Below are 19,934 nucleotides of genomic sequence, written 5' to 3'. Positions count from 1 at the left end.
GTTCATCTTATTGTTTGGCCTCATCTTGCAAAGGAATGAGAACGCTGAATTTCGTGCCCATCCCCTGTTTACTTTGAACACGAATCGTTCCACCCAAAGCTTCAATGATTCGGTAGCTGACCATAAGTCCTAGCCCCGTTCCTTTCGCCTTCGTCGAATAGAAAGGATTTCCTAATCTCTGAAGCTGTTCTTCATTCATGCCGATTCCCGTATCCATAATTTCAATAACAGCGTAGTTATTTTGGGCAAATGCATGAATCGTGATCTTCCCGTTTTTCTCTATCGCTTCAGCCGCATTTTTAATTAAATTGATCATGACTTGCGTTAATTTTTTCGAATCGCCATAAACATACAAATCTTCCAATTGGCTATCCACAATATGGCCCTTTGACGTAACATAGGGTTCGGTTATGCTTATAACGTTACTCAAATGGGCTTTAACATCAATCTTTTCTACCTTTTCAGCCTGAGGCTTGGCGTACATGAGGTACTCGGAAATGATAGCTTCCGCTCGATCAATCTCTTCTAATGCAAGAATAGAATATTTAAGATCCGTTTCATTCTGCGTACGGGATTTTAATAATTGAAGAAAACCTTTGGATACGGTAATTGGATTTCGAATTTCATGAGCGATGGTGGCAGCAAGCTCACCCAAAACACTAAGTTTCTCAGAACGGTAGATTTCATCCCGCATATGGATGTTGTCCCTCATCGTTTCAATGAAAAAGAAAGTAATCCATGAACAAACCGTTAGAATGACGCAATAATAAACAAAAAAGATCTCATGGTGATCTATATCATGCTGCAATTGAATCGTGCTCCACACGGATACAATTAATGCTGACAATAAGGAGAACAACATCCCAAATAAAATATTTTGTTTTCCTTCTTTTCGAAGCTTCAGAAACACAAGAACAAGAATGAAAATGGGAACGTAAGATAACGTGGTTACGATAAACCCGCTGCCTCCGAGATAAAAGCGATACAGAAGCAATGTAACGGCTACGAGCCCTCCTGCGCCATACCCCCCGTAAATCAGCGCTACTAGAAATGGAATTATTCTCAAATCGTAGATGTATCCTGGAAAAACCGTAAAAGGAAACGACATGCAAAATACGACGGATACACCCGATAACACACCAATAATTAATTTGGAGTGTTTATTCTTGTATAATCCAAAAGCAAAGTATGAAAGGGCACCTACCAGAATAAATAGAAAGTTTAAGAGTATGTAATCTAACATAAGCCCTCCCATACGAAGTTATTCAATTTTGATTATGCCTGAAAAAAGCCACTTAGCAAATAGCCAAATGACATTTCTTCATGATTTCCTCGCTAATTCTATGACCGATTGAATGAAAGGTGCTTTCATTTTGGTATATGTCGCTCGATCTTCTGAATATAGGGATGCAAGATGCTTCTTAAGTGCGGCATATTCGCCTACTTTCTCTTGGTGACTTCTGAGATAATCGCGGAATAAAAGGTTACTTTCCCATTCCTTACTCGTAATTTCATAAACGTGAAGATGATGCGTTCCTTTCCGCCATTCTCCTTTACGAAAAAATCGGCGAGTGGGAAACTCCACTTTGGGAACATATTCGTAACCCATTTTACGCAAAGGTTCAATGAATAGGTCGGCTTCCTCAAGTTGATGCACGCCAACCGCAATATCCACTATTGGCTTTGAGGGTAATCCGACCACTGAGGTGCTGCCTATATGTTCGATATAGACCGCCCTTTGTTGCAGAGATTGCTGTATCTTCGCCTTTTCCCTCTCAAACTCTGTCGCCCATTCAGGCGTATATTCTGCAATTACAACTTCCTCGGCCATGGGAATACCTGCCTTTCATTCTGAATGATCAAATCACCAACTTGGGAATTAATAGAAAATTTTATTGTATATCGAAACTATTTCCTATTTTTTCCGTCTAACCTTATGGATATAAATGGATGAATAAAAATAATTCCCCAATTAAAGGAGAGATGACGACGTTGAAGTTTTATTATTGGTCAAAACGATTCACTCAAGGTGCTGCGTTATTATCTGTACTATCCCTTTCAAGTATTGCTCCACTGACGGCAATAGCGGCAGATGCTTCGGCGAAGGATCAGCCCAAGATTGTTCAATTGACACAACCCAAATTTCCTGTTGCGATTGACAATCAAGGTAATGGTTGGTGTTTGGCACTTCATGCCATATCCGTTAAGGATGGCTTTTTCCCTAATCTGATGGTTAAAGCACCAAGTCTTACAAATGTAAAAAGCATTAGCCAAAATGAACTTGGCATGATATTTGTTTTGAAAAATGATGGTACCGTATGGACAGTAGAACGCACGGCAGAAAATGAGCAACCGGATCACAAGGAGCATATCTCTGCAACTTTAGGAGAGCAAATCCCTCACTTAGAAAATATCGTAAAAGTTGATACGTTTGGTATGTTAGCTCTTGCCCTTGATAAAAATGGAAAAGTATGGATATTCGAAACGGCTCCAAGTTATGTAAAAAATGATCCTTCTATTTCATTGAAAACAGAGCCAGTTCTTGTTGAAGGCTTGGATCATATTAAGGACTTGATGATTTCTAATGACTATTATGATGTGACATTTTTAAAAGAGGATGGAACGGTTTGGAACATTGATGAATATAACCCATGGGGTTCGAAAAAGCCTTTATACGACTCATTTCGCTTCAATAAGCCAGTGCAACTCGAAAATTTAAAAGATATTGTTATGCTGAAAAACAACCATTTTGCCATAAAGAAAGATGGTACCGTATGGAACTGGGGGAGAACAACAGCTTTCTCAGAAAATAAATCCTTCCAAGAAGTAGCTCTCACACCTGTAGCACCTTATCAAGTGGATGAAATTTCGGATGTCGTGGATGTTTCTAGCAACTTTGAACATGTACTTTTTGTGAAAAAAGATGGTTCGGTTTGGGGCAAGGGCTATTTTGTAGAGAAATGGGAAGCTCTTGGTATTGAGCCTCAAACCGTTTGGAAGGATTTATTTAAATTAGATGGCATTGCCGATGCTGCTTCCGTTAATATTAATAATTACTATTCGCCGACAGAGTCCATTATCAAAAAAGATGGAACGGTCTGGATGTGGGGACTTGATAACTTCAGCAAATTTGTTGATAAACCACAGCAAGTAGAGTTTAGGAGTTAATTAGCTTATAGACCAATTGCAGTTGCCCATCAAGGGCCTGCAATTGGTCTCTTTCATTTAAAACTAATATCCTCGGCTTACGTCCACCAAATGGCGAATGTGTTCTTGCCCGCTGTCCATATCTTCCAGTACGGCGAGCAAACCATCCATCGCTTCATCCACCCCGGTAACGGCAGAAATATGTGGAGTAATGGTCACGTTCGTATGAGACCACAACGGCGATGCTGCGGGCAGCGGCTCCTCTTGGAACACGTCAAGAACAGCTCGGCGCACCTGGCCTCGGTCTACTGCCTCAAGCAGTGCGGTTTCATCTACGGAAGCTCCCCGGCCCACATTGATAAAGCCAGCACCTTGCATGCAGGAGAACAAATGCTTGTCGAATAATTTATCCGTCTTTGGAGTCAATGGAAGTGTGTTAATCATCCAGTCGGCCTCGGCTAACAACGAGTTCGCATCCTTAAGTGAAACTACCCTATCAAAATGAGCGATCGGAGCTCCACTGCGAGATATACCATAAACGGTTACCCCAAAAGTATGAAGCATCTTCGCGACTTTCATGCCAATTGTTCCAGTACCGAAAATGACAATGCGAAGCTGCTGTAGAAGCAGCTGCTGTGAAGGCTGCCACTGTCTTTCTGTTTGATATTGCTGAAATTTTTGATGTTGCTGCACATCGGCAAGTATGTAACTTAAGCAATACTGCCCTATTTTAGATCCAAAGCTGCCGACCGTTCGAGTCAATAATACATCTTTTTTCCATTCGCGATTATGTAAAAAAGCATCAACGCCAGCTCCAAGCGCATGAACCCACCGCAGTTTACCGAAATGAAACGACTCCGTCGGTTTAAAAGCCACATAACCATCAGCCCAATCGAAGTGATTCGAGCGCACTTCCGCCTCTGGAAGAAACAGATACTCCCGCTTAGTGTCCAGCAAAGCTAACTTTTCCAGCTCTTTGAACATCCGTCCGGTCACCAAGATTTTTTGTATATCCACCTGCCACGCCCCCTATAAAATCCATAAAACTATACAATAGTAACTTATTATACCACGGCAAGTTCTCTTTTATATTCTGCTTCCGTTCTCGAAGGATAAACAACTTCGTCGTCCTTGAGGAACTACGGCCCGCTATTCTAGCACATTCAGCCCGTTTCCGCGTTCAAGCGGAACTGCAGGGCCTTATTTGACCGCCTAAACCCGTTTTCTTAAAGAAAATGGACAAATAGCGGCCCACAGTTCCACTCCGCGCAAAAAAGAGCATATTTCGATGAAATAGCACCCTGTAGTTCCCATCGCTGGCCAGGGAGGAACCACTTAAGCGATTGCAACATTGATCTTGGGTGGCATTCTGATAAATAAAAGCGGCAGTCCCGGGAGAAAATCAAGCCCCAGACTGCCGCTGACTCTTAAATTTTACTAACGACTTCCCTATTTTGAAGCAGAGCAACCAGGTAAGCTAAGGTCAATCCTTGCCCCCATCCTTGCACTCTTTTCTTGGAGATGACTTTGTAATCATCTACGGAGTACATCACGGCCGTACCTGCCGATACATTCCGCACGGAGCCTTCTTCATCAATGTTTGCCAAGATGCCCTCATAGGCTTTGGCCATATAATTTTGATGCAGCGGATGCGCATAAGTGGTGAGTGCGGCAGCAATACCGGCGGAGGCTGAAGTTTCCTCGTAGGAGGTTTCATCCGTCAATACCGTGCGCCACAGCCCGTTCTCAGACTGGAGTCTGACCAGAGCGCTTAATTGATCGCCGAGAGCTCCTCCAATTTGCATCCACATTGGCATGAAAGGATTCAGCATTTTGTACGCTTGCGCCATCGTATAAGCCGCCCATGCATTGGCTCTGCCCCAATAAATCGCCGACAAATGATCTTGCCTCACATTATCCCATGCGTGGTAGAACAAGTTCGTCTTCGTATCCTGCAGGTATTCTTCATGCCAGTAAAATTGATTCAGCGCATCTTCTATGTAAGCTTTATTGTCTATTTTGAATCCAAGCCGCAGCAGGAAATACGCCGCCATAAATAACGTATCTGCCCACGCTTGCTCTGGGAAATCATTTTTGGAGGATACCGTATGCTGGAAAACACCCGATCCGAATCGGATGGCATCCTTGCGCAAATATTCGGCCTTCAAGAGCGCCAGGTCAAGGTACTTGGAATCGTCCGTAGCTTCATACAAGGTCAGCATGGTATGCCCCATCGCGCAAGCATTAACCATCATCGGCGGCAATCCGAGCTCCAGGTACTCGTCCACCCATTTCACCAAGAAATCGATGTACTCCTGATTCCCCGTTACTTCCCAAGCTTTGCAAATGCCATAATAAGCTACGCCGCAAGACCAGTTCCATGTGAAATCCATATTCATCGTTCTGCGGACTACCCGGTCTATGAGTTCTTTTACTTCGTTTTCGTTACATTCAAATTTCCGCATAGGATCGATACCTCCATCTATTCTGCCTGATGAAATCTATAGCTTTTACGCACATTACCTATAAAAATAGCATAATTTCCGAGGGTATTCTCCGCATTTTTAACTAAAAAATAACCAAATCTCGCATATCTTGCGATTAGATAAAGAAACAGCAAAAAAGAGTACACATTCAAAACTCTGTGCGCTCTTTTTATAATGCAAACATCTATCAACCCAGATCAAACCGATCCATGGTCCGATCTAACCAACTTTGCAGCTCTTTTTCCAGTGAGATCAAAAGTTCCGTCTGCGGCCGCTCATACAGCACAACAGGATTCAGCTGATAAGGATCCTTCTCATGCTCATAAAATAAGCGTTGCACTTCCGCTCCAGGTGCGTATCCTCTATGTACAACGTAGGTGTACATGCTTGTGCGGATACCCCGCCAACCATATCGGCGGTTGTCCAAGCCAGAGGCGGCGAAGAGCTCCATCGCATCCTTTCTTCCGGGGAAACCGGAAATGAAAGCTGAGGAAATATCCGTTTCACTCGTACCAAGAATATCACCGGACAGATCCATCCCTTCTACAGCTGCAGGGACGGGAATGCCTGCAAGACCAAGCAGCGTAGGCATAATATCCACACTGTTAAAAAGCAGATTCGTGCTGCCCTGCTCAATCACGCCTTTCCAACTCATAAGACAAGGAATCGCAATGGATTCCTCATGCCAAGAATGCTTCGCCATTAAGCCATGCGAGCCCATAAGCTCGCCGTGATCCGACGAGAGTACGATCAACGTGTTTTCCGCTATCCCCAGCTGCTCGACTTCCCGCCATATCCGGCCGAATTGTTCATCCATGCCTGATACCGCTGCGAAGTAATCTCGGGTGTACCGATCCAGCGCCTCATCCCCGCTTTCAAAGGGCTCACCCGTGTGCGCAGCAAGTCGACCAGAACTTACGTTCGGTCGCAAACTCAACTCCCGTCCGCCATAGATCTCCTTGTAGCGTTCAGGCACAAGTTCAAAGGGGCTATGAGGCGGATTCCAAGAGACAAATAGAGCAAACGGCCCATTGTCCTTCTCTGTTTCTTTTCTTTTTGTCCGAATAAAGTCTAACGCAACATCCGTTTCATGCTCCAATGACCACTGTTCCACTTGAATCATTTCCGGTGTGTCTTTCCAATAATGCGGCTTCAAATGTTGGTCGTACGCACCGTAAGAATACCAGAAATCAAAGCCGTGCCGTTTGGGCCCTGGTGGTGTGTACGCATCCCATTCACGCGCTCCGGATTCCGGTTCCGGGCAACGATTTTGCTCAGGTAAATCCAGATGCCATTTGCCAATATAACCCGTTTGATACCCAGCCGCCTTCAGCGCATCTCCCACACAAACTTCGTCCGGGCTTAGCATAATATCTGCACCGATCTTACAGTTCGTATAGACACCGGTCGATTGCGGATATCTGCCTGTCATGAGCGCAGCTCGGTGCGGAGAACAAAGCGGCGTACAAGAGAGCGCATGGTTAAACACCAGACTCTCCTGCGCAAATCGGTCGATATTGGGCGTGATGACAGGATCTTCCCCCATAAAACCGGCAGCCTGCTTCCGCCATTGATCAGCAAAAATATAAATGATGTTTGGCTTCATGATCGACTCACCCTTTAACCGCGCCTGCGGAAATCCCTTCGACGAAGTGGTCTTGCGCCATAAAGTAAATGATGATCGTCGGAATAATGGCACAAACCGCTGCGGCCATTAACGGGCCGTATTCCGTAGCATGCTCGGATTGGAAATGCTGCATGCCAAGCTGGAGCGTAAATAAGTTATCCGAATTCAGGTAGATCAAAGGACCGAGGAAATCATTCCATGCGTGCATGAAGGTAAAGATCGTCAAGCTGGCAATCGCAGGCCGAATGAGTGGCAGGATAACCCGTGCATAGATGCCAAACTCGCTCAATCCATCAATTCTGGCAGCTTCCGAGAGTTCCTCTGGAATAGACATAAAAAACTGTCTGAACAAGAACACGCCAAATGGACTAAAAGCTCCCAACAAAATCAATGCCAAATGCGAATCGATTAACCCGATTTTCTTGATTAACATAAACTGTGGAATCATCATGACTTGGTAAGGCACCATCATCGTTGCCACATACATGAAAAACAGTTTATCTCGTTCCGGAAATTTCACTTTGGCGAACGCATAAGCAGCCGTAGAGCATGTAATAATTTGCAGCAGTGTAGTTAGCACGGCAATTTTGATCGTATTCAAATAATAGGTGAAAAAAGGAAGTTGCGTCCATACCTTACTGTAATTTGACCAGTAAAAGTGACTCGGTATCCACTGAATGGGGAAGCTGAATATTTCCGCCTCCGACTTCACCGATGCGGAAAGCATCCAAAGGAAAGGAACAACCATGGACAAGGCGACAACGGTCACGACCGCATATAAAACCGTTTTTCTAATCCATGCGCCAATTGGAGTTCGCCTCGGTAACGTCACCATCGTCCGACTTGATTCTACTTGCATATTCATGTTGGCTTCTCCCTTCTCTAACCCGATATGCTCGTTAGGAGTAGTTCACCCAACGTTTCTGCCCTCTAAATTGAATCAACGTAATGACTAGAATAATTGCGAACAGCACGTAAGCCATGGCAGAGGCATAGCCATATTCAAAGCGCTGGAACGCCGTATAATAAATGTCGTAAACCAGCATGTGCGTTGAACGGCCGGGGCCTCCTTTGGTCAAGACAAAGACCAGATCGAATACTTTGAACGAATTGATAATGCCCATAATAATAGTAAAGAAAATGACCGGCGACAGCATCGGCAGTGTTATATTGCGAAACTGTGAGACTTTGCCTGCGCCATCAATTTCTGCTGCTTCATAGAGATCCTTTGGAATTCCCTGCAGGCCGGCTAAATAGAGCACCATATAGTAACCAATTGAATGCCAGATACTGACGATAATGACCGAAAAGAGCGCCCAGTGTGTCGATGCAAGCCAAGTTGGCGGATTGTCGATCCCAAGGCTTCTGAGGAAGCCGTTAATCGGCCCCATGGTCGGGTTATAAAGCAGTTGCCACACGACGGCTACGGCAATGGTTGCCGTAATATGCGGCAGAAAAATCGCCGTTCGAAATATTTTAACGCCTCTCAAGCCTTTATTGAGGGCGACTGCTGCCAAAATCGCAAGAATCAGCGTCACCGGAACGGAAACGGCTGTCATAAGTAAACTATTGAGCAGAGAGATTCGGAACGTTTCATCGCTCCATAAACGCGTGTAATTCGATAATCCCGCAAATTCAATTTCACCAAACCCGTTCCATTCCGTAAAACTCATGAGGAAGGAAGCACACACCGGTAAGCAAATAAAAATCAAAAATCCAAGTATATTGGGAAGCAGAAATGTATATCCTGTCAATCGATTACGCCGTAATGCTTTGCTCGAACCCTTCATATGCTTCACCCCTATCAAAACCGTCGAGCTTCACTACATAGAGCGAAGCCCGGCCGTTTCTGTTCTGTCTCTTACTTTTTGCCTGCTTTGTAATCTTTGGCATATTTATCGGCCCATTCGGAGGCAACGCGTTGACCGATCTTTTGAATCGCTTGGTCGACGGTCTGAGCGCCCGTTAGCGCCATTTCGCCTTCTTGCTTGTAGACGCTTCCTACCAAAATGTTTTTCACGCCTGGCAGCAGCGGATATTCCGGATATTCTTTTTGTTCCACGAAATAATGGATATTTTTAGGCTTCAAAGTGCCGTCACCAATATACGTTTTACGGATTTCATCGTTGATATATCCTGTGAGAAAGCCTTTCGCCGCAAACTGCTTCGCACCTTTCACGCCGGTCATGAACTGAAGCACTTTGAACGCTTCTTCTTTGTGCTTGGAGTTCTTATTCACCATCAAGGACACCGGAGTCGCCAAGCTCGTATTAGCTGCTACGCCTTCCGGATGCGGAACGGGAACAACGTCCCAATCAAAGCTGATTTTCTTCTCGGCTTCCGCTTGTCTAAGCTGTGCCACATGCCAATCTCCGATCAGATTCATCGCCACATTTCCCTTCTGGAAAGCGGCGTTGTAATGGGCATTTGTCGTAATTTGCTCGGCCCACCCCATCATCGAACCGTCTTTTTCCATATCCAATCGGAATTGAAGGCCTTTCTTGAACGCCGATAAATCTTTATCGATGATCGAAGCGCCGGTTTGAACGCCTTGCATGTACCACGTTTGTGCCCACGGATGCAAGAATGCCCCGTACGTTTTATTAGCGCCTTCCCCTTTGGTCATCTTCTTGGCCAGTTCACGGAATTCGTCCCATGTCATATCCGCTTTTGGATAGGCCACGCCGGCTTGATCGAACAATGTTTTGTTGTAGAACAACATCCAGTTGGATTTTCGGTAAGGAAGCCCGTAAACTTTATCGTTCACTTTTAAAGAATCATACAACGGGCCATATCCGGAAACATCCACATTCGCTTTTTTGACATAATCGTCTAAAGGCTCCAAAATGCCAGTGTCCAGAAACACATCCATGTTGCCGCCGAACAAATCGATATTATCCCCGGAAGACAGCTGCATGCGAAGCTTTTCGTAGTACTGCGCCTGTGGAATTGTTTCAAATTGCACTTGGATCGTCGGGTTCTCTTTGCTAAATTCTTCGTAAGCGGTTTTAAACGTTTCCAAATCATCCTGAAGTACCGTTGCTTTCAAGCTCACTTGAGCCGCTTTGGCATCCGGAGATGCCGTGTTTTTATCTCCTGCCGTTTGCCCGGCGGACCCGCATCCAGCCAGAAAACCCAACAGCAAAGAGCCTGTCACAGCAAGCTTTAAACTTTTTTTCATTTGACACCCACCCTTTTTTTGATATGATTTGTGTGCGCTTTCTTATTTTGAATTATACGTAGACACCAGGCAGGCCGACAGATGAATGTTTTATTCCCCCCTTTTGCCTGAAGAGAAGGAAGTGATTCTATGCTGTTCGTTACTCTTGTACTGCTTATTTTTACCATATTGTTCACGTACAAAAAGCTAAATCATGCGTCAACCCGCTTCATGTACGGCATCATCATCGGCTGGGTGCTTTCTTTTGTAGCCTTTACGTTGTACCTGAGCAAATTTAATTACTATTTCAATGTCATTCACACCTTCTTTGATTTCAGTCCCGGCACCTGGAACTATTTGGTTCTGACTAAATTTAATCCCGATTGGCTTATTCGCATGCTGAATATCGGCGTTGGGTTGTTCTACTGCTCGCTGCTTGGCTTCGCCATTGCCTTCACCCGCAGCTTAAGCCCATGGAACCAAAGGATCGGCTATGGAGGTATCTTACTCTTTTTTATCATCGAGACCACCTACTTTGACCCTTCTTTCCATATCGCCCTAAGCAATCAGATAGATAGCTTGACGTTCTTTCGTGTGATGGAAATGGTTATAAAGAGCCTTCGCTACCTCATACTTTTTGTTGCTTTTGGTTTACTGATCAACTATTATTTGAATTATCCGAAAATTAAGTTTATCAAAAATTTAACGTTGTATCATGTCTTGCTCTTTATTCCGCTCGTCGTCATCCATCTGTTTATTTTTTCCTGGGCACCGAAAGTTTTGGTTAAAGAAACGTATTTGAAAGGTTATTTCAACTATTTGCAGCCTCCTCTTGGCTATCAGTCGATCCTTCTTCCTGTGTTTCCATTTGCCATCTATTTAATCTTGTTTTTAATGATTTACCTGGTGTATAAGTTTAATTCCATCGAGATTTACCGTAAAAACCGCGATATTCAAATTAATAAAAGCATTGATACGGCAACGCTCGGTACGCGCGCTTTTACACATGCCCTCAAAAATCATTTAATCGGCATTCAGTCGGAGGCCGCCTATCTGAAAGAACGCCATCAGGCGGACAGCGAATCCCAGTATAGTCTGGATCTCATCTTACGATCGTCGCAGTCGGCACTCGCCAGCATTAACGATGCCGCTGATAAATTAAAAAATATAAGCCTGAATCTCCAACCGATGTCTATCGATCTTCCAGTTCAGCAGGCGATTTCCCGTTTAAACGAACAGGCTAGCCGCTGCCAAGTCGATTATTCATCAGACACAATGCCCGCTAATTGTTATATTGACTTCAAGCATTTGACTGAAGCCATCTACAACCTGCTCCTCAATGCCAGTGAATCGCTCCTGTTTCGGGATGACGGCCGCATTGTGGTCGAACGCAGCCAGCAAAACGGATGGGCGCTCATCCGGATTACCGATAACGGACCCGGCGTCGCCGAGGAGCATTTGGAGGCTATTTTCGATCCTTTTTTCACCACCAAAGCATCGGTTAATAATTGGGGCATCGGCTTGTCCTATTGCCATAAGATCATCATAGGCCACGACGGGAAAATCGTCGTCGAGAGCAAGAAAGACGTGGGAACGACCTTTACGGTCTACTTGCCGATTATCTAAAAGAACGGACAGCTGACGAAAGGAGATCCTGTACAATGACACATCAACCTATCCGTATTCTCATCGCTGATGACATGGAAGCTCACCTTCGAAGGCTGGAAAGGACATTCGCCGGACATGATGATTTTGCCTGTGTGGCGCGTGTTTCCTCGGGGCACGACGCCGTTATTCAAGCAGCGCTGCATCAACCGGACGTGATTCTCATGGATATCGAGATGGAATCCCAATTCGCGGGTATTCAAGCTGCGAAAATTATTCACGACAAATATCCCCAGATGAAAATTATCGTGCTCACCGTCCACAAGGATGAAAACTTCATCTTTGCCGCTTTTCAGACAGGCATTACGGACTATTTGTTAAAAACCGCTACGGACGTCGAAATTATGGAAGCCATACGCGCCGCCTACATGAACGCATCCCCCATCCGCCCGATGATTGCTGAGAAAATCCGTGAGGAATTTGCGCGCGTGAAGCGAGCCGAGAACAGCCTGCTGAATATTATTCAGATCATTTCAGAGCTTACGCCAAGCGAACTGCAGGTCCTCCGTTTACTATGCGAAGGCAAGAAAAGGAAGCAAATTGCCGAAGAGCGATTTGTCGAATATGAAACCATTAAGAAACAAATAAACTCCATTCTCAAGAAATTTCAAATGCCTGATTCCGCAATGGTTATCCAAACCATCAACGATTTGCGAATTTTTGAAGTGCTGAAAAAGCTATAAACCGGCTTAAAGCTACAGTTAAAAGACTGCTTTACAAGTAGAAGACCTACTTGTGCGGCAGTCTTTTTGGCTTTAGTACCTCAGACTTATTTTTCGATAAAGAGCAATGAATTCCATACATTTACAATATCAATCAAAAGACTCATGAGGAATCCAAGTATTTCCTTTACAATTATATATATATTTTTACATATATGTATGAACTCTATAGGAGTTTATATAAAAACAATTGATTATGGAGGTATTTCATTAATGAATGTACTACGCTTAACAAGGCCTACCCCAGCAAAAATCGCTCTCATGTGTCTTCTTATCGTACTTGCAACCATTAGTTCATTATTTCAGGCTGGAATAGCGTCAGCGCACGGTTATGTAGACGGTCCTGCAAGTCGCTCCGCGCTTTGTAAGTCAGGTGAAAACAAAAATTGCGGTGCCATTGTTTATGAACCCCAAAGTTTGGAAGCACCCAAGGGATTCCCTACTGCAGGACCCGCAGATGGCCAAATTGCCAGTGCCGGCGGCAAATTTCCTGAGCTTGACCAACAATCGGCTACTCGTTGGACCAAAGTGAACATGGCTAGTGGGACAAATTCCTTCACTTGGACGTTTACGGCAAATCATTCAACAACAGGCTGGAAGTACTACATCACGAAACCAAATTGGGACCCAAATGCCCCTCTCAGTCGAAGCTCTTTTGACTTAACACCGTTCTGCTCAGTAGCCTATAACAATGCACAACCTGCATCCGGTCACACGGATACTTGTAATGTGCCTCAGCGCAGCGGATATCAAGTCATCTTAGCTGTTTGGGAAATTGCAGATACCGGTAACGCTTTTTATAACGTCATTGATGCTAATTTCTCAGGTACCAATCCGGTAGATACAACAGCACCAACAGCACCAACTTCGCTTAAAGCAGCAGTAGCTGCAACGAGCGTATCCTTGTCATGGGGAGCCTCAACCGATAATGTTGGTGTAACAGGCTACAAAGTTTATAAGGGCTCTACCCTTGTCGCAAATGTGACCGGAACCAGCTATATTGTAACGGGACTTACAGCTAGCACATCTTACACCTTTACGGTTAAAGCTTTTGATGCAGCAGGCAACGAATCCGGAGCGAGTAACAGCCTGAACGTAACAACGACAGCACCGCCGGCAACAGACACTACCCAGCCAACCGCACCGGCAGGTCTTCATATCATGGGAGCACCTACAGCATCCAGCATGATGTTGATGTGGACGGCTTCCACCGATAACGTTGGGGTCACAGGCTACAGAATCTATAACGGTTCCACGCTGGTCACAACAACTTCAGGCACAGCTGATTCTTATACTGTAACCGGGCTGGCAGCGAATACAACGTATAACTTTAAAGTTTACGCAATCGATGCTGCAGGTAATCAGTCGGCTGGCAGCACGGTCAGCGGAACAACAGCTGCAGGCGAAGCTCCGGCGATTGCTGCTTGGGCGACAAATACCTCTTATACAAGAGGCACTTTCGTTACCTACAATGGCCACACATACAAATGTTTGCAGTCCCATAAATCCATCTACACTTGGACACCAACGGTCACTCCAGCTTTATGGGAATTGCAAAAATAACCAAGTAAATGAAGAAGACGACCGATAGTAATGAATCGGTCGTCTTCTTTTTGCCCTTTTTTCACTTTGTGATATCCCTCGTTCTATGTTAAAATCATGGCAGCGCTTACTTACATGTCGCCTTGCAGCCTTATAATTAAATATGTTGGAGGGACAACTATGGAAGAAAACGCCAAAAATGAACACGTTAATTACCATCATCCCTTACTGCGTTACAAAATATGGGACAGTACTTTAGAGCCACTGCCTTCGTTACCTTGGAACATGTGGCATTATCATAAAGAAGTAGAAATCATTCTCTTATTTGAAGGTTCCATGCAAGTTGAAACGGTTGACACGATTTATCAATTACAAGCTCAGGATTTGTTAATTATCGGATCCTCTCGGTTGCACCGTACCCGAAGACAGAAGTTAGTCAAACAAATTGTACTGCAATTGGATATCCTGGCACAATTAGATCAATATACCAAGGACTTCTCGCCTATTTTGCTGGAATTATCGGAACCGCTGGATCGTATAAATGAGGTGCTGGCTAACAACCCATCCGTCAAAGAAACGATGTTTCAGCTGTTAGTTCAAGTGTACCAAGAAGCAAGCCATATGGAGGCTGGCTACGAACTGGCGATAAGTGGCGCCTTCAAGCAGCTGCTCTCCCTGCTCATTCGTCATGCTCCCTCTTCGCCTCCCCTATCACCTGCAGATTGGCAGCGTCTCAAGCCCGTATTGGATTATATTGAAATCAATTATCGAAATCCGATTCGAATTCAGGATGTACTCCATCTCGTACATTTGGAGTATCACTATTTCATCAAATATTTCCAGCAATGTATCGGTATGTCCTTTGTCGATTATCTTCATTATAGACGCATAAAAACAGCTGAGCATCTGCTGCTTACCGAATCGTTAAGTATTGCCGATGTTGGTGTTCAATCGGGGTTCCCGAATGTCAACATGTTCATTCGTATTTTCAAGCGCTATAACGAGTATACACCTTCCGAATTTCGAAAAAAGCGAATACAAAAACCTATATCGCTCGTTTAATGTAAAAAAGTGAGAAAGTGCCCTTCCGCAGTCGGAAGAGCACTTTTTCCATTTAGTTACTTGCTTGCTTGCATCAACGCTCGTTTTTGAATGAGCTCATTCGTTGCCCTGCGAGCGATCCGGGTTGCAATCAGCCCGTCCAGTCCAGTCGGCATATCTCCTGTTTGACCGGTCTCAAGCGATAAAGCAAAGGCTTCGTACATGCCATTGAAATTCTTTTCTGACGCATAAGGAAACCGGGTCGTGCCGGATGCATTCCTCATTTCAAATAGTTTGGCTTCACGATCATAACGAATAACTCCGTCAGTCCCAATCAGCTCATAGATAAAATGTGATACCGGTTCTTTGGCCGTAAAACAGTAAGAATAACTGATTTCCAACATCGTATGTACCTTGTTAGCATGCTTCATATGGAGGTACATATGGTCTGGAGCTTCATACTCGTCCACCCAGGCTCCTTCCGAATGCTGAAGCTGCACATCCGAATTTAACCACCATCTTGCAAGGTCAATCTGGTGCACACCGCAGTCAACCATAGGCCCGCCTTCAATCATTCGGTTTGCACGTCTCAGGTTTAACTGTGGAGGAATCTGATCATCATTGACATATTTCCCATGATTATTCCATATATAACTTAGCCTCAGTGAGCGAACGTCACCGATGCTCTTATTTTCAACGATCGTTTTGATCATCTGAGCAACGGGGCTAAATCGGTAGTCAAAGGCTGTAAACAGCATTAATCCCGCTTTTTCCATCAAAGCGATCATTTCCGCAGCCTCTTCGTCATCCATAGCCAATGGCTTTTCGCATAAAACATGCTTTCCATAACGTGCGGCGTCGCGAACATTTTGATAATGAGCAGGCGCTGGCGATGTAATGACTACCGCATCAATTCCCGATTGGAAGAACAGCTCTACGTCACTAAAAACTTCAACCTGATGTTTCTTCTGCAGCTCTTCTTTTCGAGCGACATCAGGCTCATAAATAGCCGCTAATTCAAATTTAGACGAATTCATTATTGACGGAATATGCCCGTAATTTGCAACAACTCCACAACCCATCAAACCTAACTTAAACATAAATTTCCCTCCTGTAGATCCTACCAAGCTGATCTATTCTGTTTTTTCTATTCTTTAACCGAACCCATTAATACCCCTTTAACAAAATATTTCCAAGTGCAGGCATTGGTTAACCCCTAGATTCATCATCTTTTTAAAAATAACGCTTTCATGACCCTCAACCATCGCTCCTACAAATCCAATTGTACGTGATAGTCCGCATAGATTCTAGGAACAGAACTGGTGTAAAATCACACAAAACTGTCTTAGACACCATGCAAGCGAATTGGGCATAAGCTGATATATGTCATTTTGAGAGGATGTTTGTACATGTATTACCGATTTGTTCCCCACTGGCCATACTATTCCCCCTATGCGGAAAGCGAGTGGCTCTCGTGGCGCAGCGCCGCCCTATCCGACGGAATCAATCGCCTGCCTGAACAGCGGCTATCCTTCGTGCTTGTGCATGGATCCTGGGCCGACGCTCATTTCTGGGATGGCGTTGCTGCCGTGCTGCGCAGTCAGGGGCATACCGTTCACGCGCCGGAATACGCGGGTCACGGTACAGATCCGAACAAAAATGTCACGCATGCGATGATCACGAAGTCTGTCGTCGATTATATAATGAAGATGAACTTAAGCGATTTCGTTCTCGTAGGACACAGCTTCGGTGGCACCGTCATCCAGAAGGTTGCTGAACAAATACCAGACCGCATCAAACGCCTCGTCTTCTGGGACGCATTTGTTCTGAAAGACGGCGGGTCGCTAGCCGACGAGTTGCCGCCCCCGACGAGGGAGGGTTTCGAGCAGCTCAGAGCCGGATCGAAGGACGATACCATCCTCCTTCCATTTCCGCTGTTTCGCGATTTGTTCGTCAATTTGGCAACTTTGGAGGAAGCCAAACGATTTTATACAGGAGTCAAGCCTGAACCGGCAAAACCACTTTTCGAGAAATTAGATCTCAAAGTGTTCTATACACTGCCTACACCCAAAAGTTACGTCTATTTCTACCAAGACAACGTATTGCCACAAGGAGAAGGTTTCGGCTGGAATCCACATATGTCCTCACGGCTCGGTGTGTTCCGATTGATCGTCGGCGACGGAGACCATTTTACCTATACCCGCACAAAACCTGCCGTTGTAGCACAGAAGCTGTACGAGGCGGGTCGTGACTGATTGGAACTGCAAATGCAAGCTCAGGCGTATCCCGCTTGGGCTTTATTTGTGATTGGAGTTCTAGAAGACAACGGATATTTATACCAGCATATGGTATTATGAGAGTTGGATAAGCCTGTAACATGAGTGGAAGGGACGTGGATATTCTGAGCAAATGGAATGAAATGACGGACGATTCCCAGTCAAGATGGGACGAGATTGCGGCGTTTTGGGATGATTACATGGGTGAACACAGCAATCGGTTCCATCGTGAAATTATCAGACCAAAGACGGAAGAACTTCTTGAAGTAAAAGAAGGTCAGATGCTGCTGGATATTGCATGTGGTAATGGAAACTTCTCACGAAGGTTGGCTGATTTAGGCGCTGAGGTTGTTGCTTTTGACTATAGCCCTAACATGATCGAGCGAGCAAAATTAAGGTCAACTAACTATACAAATCGCATAGACTATCAAGTGGTTGATGCAACAAACTATCAATCATTACTAACCCTTGGAACAGAAAAGTATGATGGTGCTGTAGCTAATATGGCTTTAATGGATATTGCGGATATAACCTTTTTAACAAAGGCGCTTTCACAGTTATTAAAAAAGAGCGGGATCTTCGTATTCTCCATCCCGCATCCTTGTTTCCAAACGCCAACTACAAGAAAAATACATGAATCCGAAGACCGTAACGGGGAGATTGTCACAAGAAATAGTATCCAAATCTCAACATATTTAACTCCAGAGCCTAGCCAAACAATAGGAATAAAAGGTCAGCCTGTTCCTCATCTCCTATTTCATAGACCTTTAGCCTATTATATGAACTTATTTTTCAGCTCTGGTTTTGTTCTGGATGGGTTGCATGAGCCAAGCTTCGAGAAGGATGACCAGGCAAATAATAGATTTGATTGGTATGATATTCCGCCTGCGGTTATATTTCGTTTTAGAAAGATGTAGGGATATGTAGATTCTGTAATGAGGCCATCTGATGGTTCTATCATTTGGATAAGTTCTCTTGGATTATCACATCATTCTTAGGGTTTACCCACCGCTCACCTTGCGGGAGACTGATTTTATACCAAGTAATAACATTAGCAGGCAATGGGGCATGTTGCCATTTTGCAATAGCGTGTACAGTTCCTGCTTCCAATACTTCCCCCTCACCTTCCTGTTCGTAGGGTACGGAATATGTCGTTTCTGTTCCCATTAACTTAAGTTGATAATCTACCGGTTCGGCATGGACATCCTCCATAAGCGCCGGTTTGATAATCCATTTAGGTCCAAGCCATGTATCAATTTGATACCACGTTCCTGATTGCCCGGTGGCACTCATCGCGTTTATAACGTACTTCGGTCCATACTGTATTTTGGCAGTAGAACTAATCTTCTGAGGTGCAAGCTTCTGAGTTGTTTCCGTGTTAATGTTTGGCTCGTTAAATAAACTTGCGGTGTTCAAGAGCGTTAATGTACTCTTCCGTTCTTCATACGTGCCATATAAAACATTGTCATCATCCTGTATCCAGCGATCTCCCAGCCAAGTCTGCACCTTTAGCCATTCCTCGGGATTTCTTTTGTCGTAAAAACTAAATGGTGCACCCGGGGCAAGCTGTACATTCTGATAAGGTGCTATGGCACCTAGAGGACGGCTGCTTTGATCGTCCTTCGCATACAAGTTTGTTTCCTGGATAATAACAAAATTAATGAGGGGTGCTTCGGCGTGAACAGGGTATGCTGAACCCAAGAACATCAAGCATGAAGTCAAGGCTAGACTTAGACAGGTTTTTCTCATTTTATTCTCCTCCCAGCATCTTCTATGCGAAGGTAAATTATCCCATAATTTCCCACCTGTAGGAATAGACGCGGAATCATACTTAAAGTTTCGAAATACTTGGCTAACTTGGAGGAACTACAGTCCGCTATTTCGGCGAATAGCGGGGGTTGGATTGGCTGAGGGGAACTACAGGGCCTTATTTCTCCATATTTGGTTGAATCACAGCCAAATACGAGGAAATAGTGGCCCCTGGTTCCCCTTCGCTGTTAAGCCCCCTAATTGAATTGGAGAGTACCTAGGGAAATGAGGTACTATTAAATAAAGGGGGCTGAACGGAATGAGACAACGAAACAACGCATTCAAAGATGTTCGTAACAAAGTGGCGCAAGAAGCTTTAGCCGGGATTAAAGTTGGAGTTCTTGCAAGGAAGTATGACGTCTCACCAAAGACCATTCGAAACTGGGTAAAAGAGTTTCAAGATGAATTTGGAGCAGACGCACTACCTACGATCGACGAACGCATTAACGACTCCAAACG

At 44.6% G+C, this 19,934-nt stretch carries 18 protein-coding genes; 8 read left to right on the top strand and 10 right to left on the bottom strand.

All coding sequences use genetic code 11. The annotated features are described in order from the left end of the window. Positions 1-7 precede the first annotated feature (7 nt). Positions 8-1,243, bottom strand: coding sequence for an ATP-binding protein (locus tag GON05_RS00700; RefSeq protein ID WP_181646070.1), 1,236 nt, complete (start codon positions 1,241-1,243; stop codon positions 8-10). A 78-nt stretch (positions 1,244-1,321) separates the two neighbouring features. Beyond that, positions 1,322-1,831, bottom strand: a complete 510-nt coding sequence (locus GON05_RS00695) for a GrpB family protein (RefSeq protein WP_157317345.1) — start codon at positions 1,829-1,831, stop codon at positions 1,322-1,324. 119 nt (positions 1,832-1,950) lie between these two features. Between GON05_RS00695 and GON05_RS00690 the strand changes: the two genes are divergently transcribed. After that, positions 1,951-3,168: an RCC1 domain-containing protein gene (locus GON05_RS00690; RefSeq protein WP_157317344.1), complete on the top strand. Its 1,218-nt coding sequence runs from the start codon at positions 1,951-1,953 to the stop codon at positions 3,166-3,168. Between the two features lie 63 nt (positions 3,169-3,231). Here the strand turns inward: GON05_RS00690 and GON05_RS00685 are convergent, their stop codons facing one another. The 6 genes from GON05_RS00685 to GON05_RS00660 all read right to left on the bottom strand — a co-directional run bounded on the left by GON05_RS00685 (position 3,232) and on the right by GON05_RS00660 (position 10,441). After that, entirely contained in the window at positions 3,232-4,164 is a 933-nt protein-coding gene (locus tag GON05_RS00685; RefSeq protein ID WP_181646069.1) for a D-2-hydroxyacid dehydrogenase, read from the bottom strand. A 410-nt stretch (positions 4,165-4,574) separates the two neighbouring features. Continuing rightward, on the bottom strand, positions 4,575-5,612 hold the full coding sequence (locus tag GON05_RS00680) for a glycoside hydrolase family 88/105 protein (protein WP_157317343.1): 1,038 nt from the start codon (positions 5,610-5,612) through the stop codon (positions 4,575-4,577). A 208-nt stretch (positions 5,613-5,820) separates the two neighbouring features. Next, positions 5,821-7,239 carry a sulfatase family protein gene (locus GON05_RS00675; protein WP_157317342.1) on the bottom strand — a complete coding sequence of 473 codons (1,419 nt, stop codon included), beginning with the start codon at positions 7,237-7,239 and terminating at the stop codon, positions 5,821-5,823. Between the two features lie 7 nt (positions 7,240-7,246). Then, positions 7,247-8,125, bottom strand: coding sequence for a carbohydrate ABC transporter permease (locus tag GON05_RS00670; protein WP_220138818.1), 879 nt, complete (start codon positions 8,123-8,125; stop codon positions 7,247-7,249). 34 nt (positions 8,126-8,159) lie between these two features. Continuing rightward, the gene (locus GON05_RS00665) at positions 8,160-9,050 is read right to left on the bottom strand and encodes a carbohydrate ABC transporter permease (RefSeq protein ID WP_157317341.1); all 891 of its coding nucleotides are present in this window, start codon (positions 9,048-9,050) and stop codon (positions 8,160-8,162) included. A gap of 71 nt (positions 9,051-9,121) precedes the next feature. Next, positions 9,122-10,441 (bottom strand): ABC transporter substrate-binding protein, encoded by a 1,320-nt coding sequence (locus GON05_RS00660; RefSeq protein WP_246238728.1) that lies wholly within the window; start codon positions 10,439-10,441, stop codon positions 9,122-9,124. Positions 10,442-10,570: 129 nt separating this feature from the next. On the opposite strand from GON05_RS00660, the gene GON05_RS00655 reads away from it, so the two are divergent. From GON05_RS00655 to GON05_RS00640, 4 genes are all read left to right on the top strand, one after another. Next, entirely contained in the window at positions 10,571-12,046 is a 1,476-nt protein-coding gene (locus GON05_RS00655) for a sensor histidine kinase (RefSeq protein WP_157317340.1), read from the top strand. A 35-nt stretch (positions 12,047-12,081) separates the two neighbouring features. Next, positions 12,082-12,768, top strand: coding sequence for a response regulator transcription factor (locus tag GON05_RS00650; protein WP_157317339.1), 687 nt, complete (start codon positions 12,082-12,084; stop codon positions 12,766-12,768). 252 nt (positions 12,769-13,020) lie between these two features. After that, entirely contained in the window at positions 13,021-14,370 is a 1,350-nt protein-coding gene (locus GON05_RS00645; RefSeq protein WP_157317338.1) for a lytic polysaccharide monooxygenase, read from the top strand. A gap of 159 nt (positions 14,371-14,529) precedes the next feature. Next, positions 14,530-15,411 carry an AraC family transcriptional regulator gene (locus GON05_RS00640; RefSeq protein ID WP_157317337.1) on the top strand — a complete coding sequence of 294 codons (882 nt, stop codon included), beginning with the start codon at positions 14,530-14,532 and terminating at the stop codon, positions 15,409-15,411. Positions 15,412-15,467: 56 nt separating this feature from the next. Here GON05_RS00640 and GON05_RS00635 read toward each other — a convergent pair whose 3' ends face one another. Beyond that, positions 15,468-16,490 (bottom strand): Gfo/Idh/MocA family protein, encoded by a 1,023-nt coding sequence (locus GON05_RS00635; RefSeq protein ID WP_157317336.1) that lies wholly within the window; start codon positions 16,488-16,490, stop codon positions 15,468-15,470. Between the two features lie 309 nt (positions 16,491-16,799). Here GON05_RS00635 and GON05_RS00630 point away from each other — a divergent pair, with 309 nt between their 5' ends. Both GON05_RS00630 and GON05_RS00625 read left to right on the top strand, forming a co-directional pair. Then, complete coding sequence (locus GON05_RS00630) at positions 16,800-17,645, top strand: alpha/beta hydrolase (protein WP_157317335.1); 846 nt, start codon at positions 16,800-16,802, stop codon at positions 17,643-17,645. 137 nt (positions 17,646-17,782) lie between these two features. Beyond that, entirely contained in the window at positions 17,783-18,583 is an 801-nt protein-coding gene (locus GON05_RS00625; protein ID WP_220138817.1) for a class I SAM-dependent methyltransferase, read from the top strand. A gap of 40 nt (positions 18,584-18,623) precedes the next feature. Here the strand turns inward: GON05_RS00625 and GON05_RS00620 are convergent, their stop codons facing one another. Continuing rightward, positions 18,624-19,415: a hypothetical protein gene (locus tag GON05_RS00620; protein WP_157317334.1), complete on the bottom strand. Its 792-nt coding sequence runs from the start codon at positions 19,413-19,415 to the stop codon at positions 18,624-18,626. A 319-nt stretch (positions 19,416-19,734) separates the two neighbouring features. On the opposite strand from GON05_RS00620, the gene GON05_RS00615 reads away from it, so the two are divergent. Further along, the coding region (locus GON05_RS00615; RefSeq protein ID WP_157317333.1) for a helix-turn-helix domain-containing protein at positions 19,735-19,934 on the top strand (200 nt) is incomplete at its 3' end.

This window comes from Paenibacillus anseongensis (assembly GCF_009757995.1).
Classification (GTDB): Bacteria; Bacillota; Bacilli; order Paenibacillales; family NBRC-103111; genus Paenibacillus_E; species Paenibacillus_E chondroitinus.
Note: the sequence above shows the minus strand (reverse complement) of the source record. Positions and strands in the feature narration are given on the sequence as shown.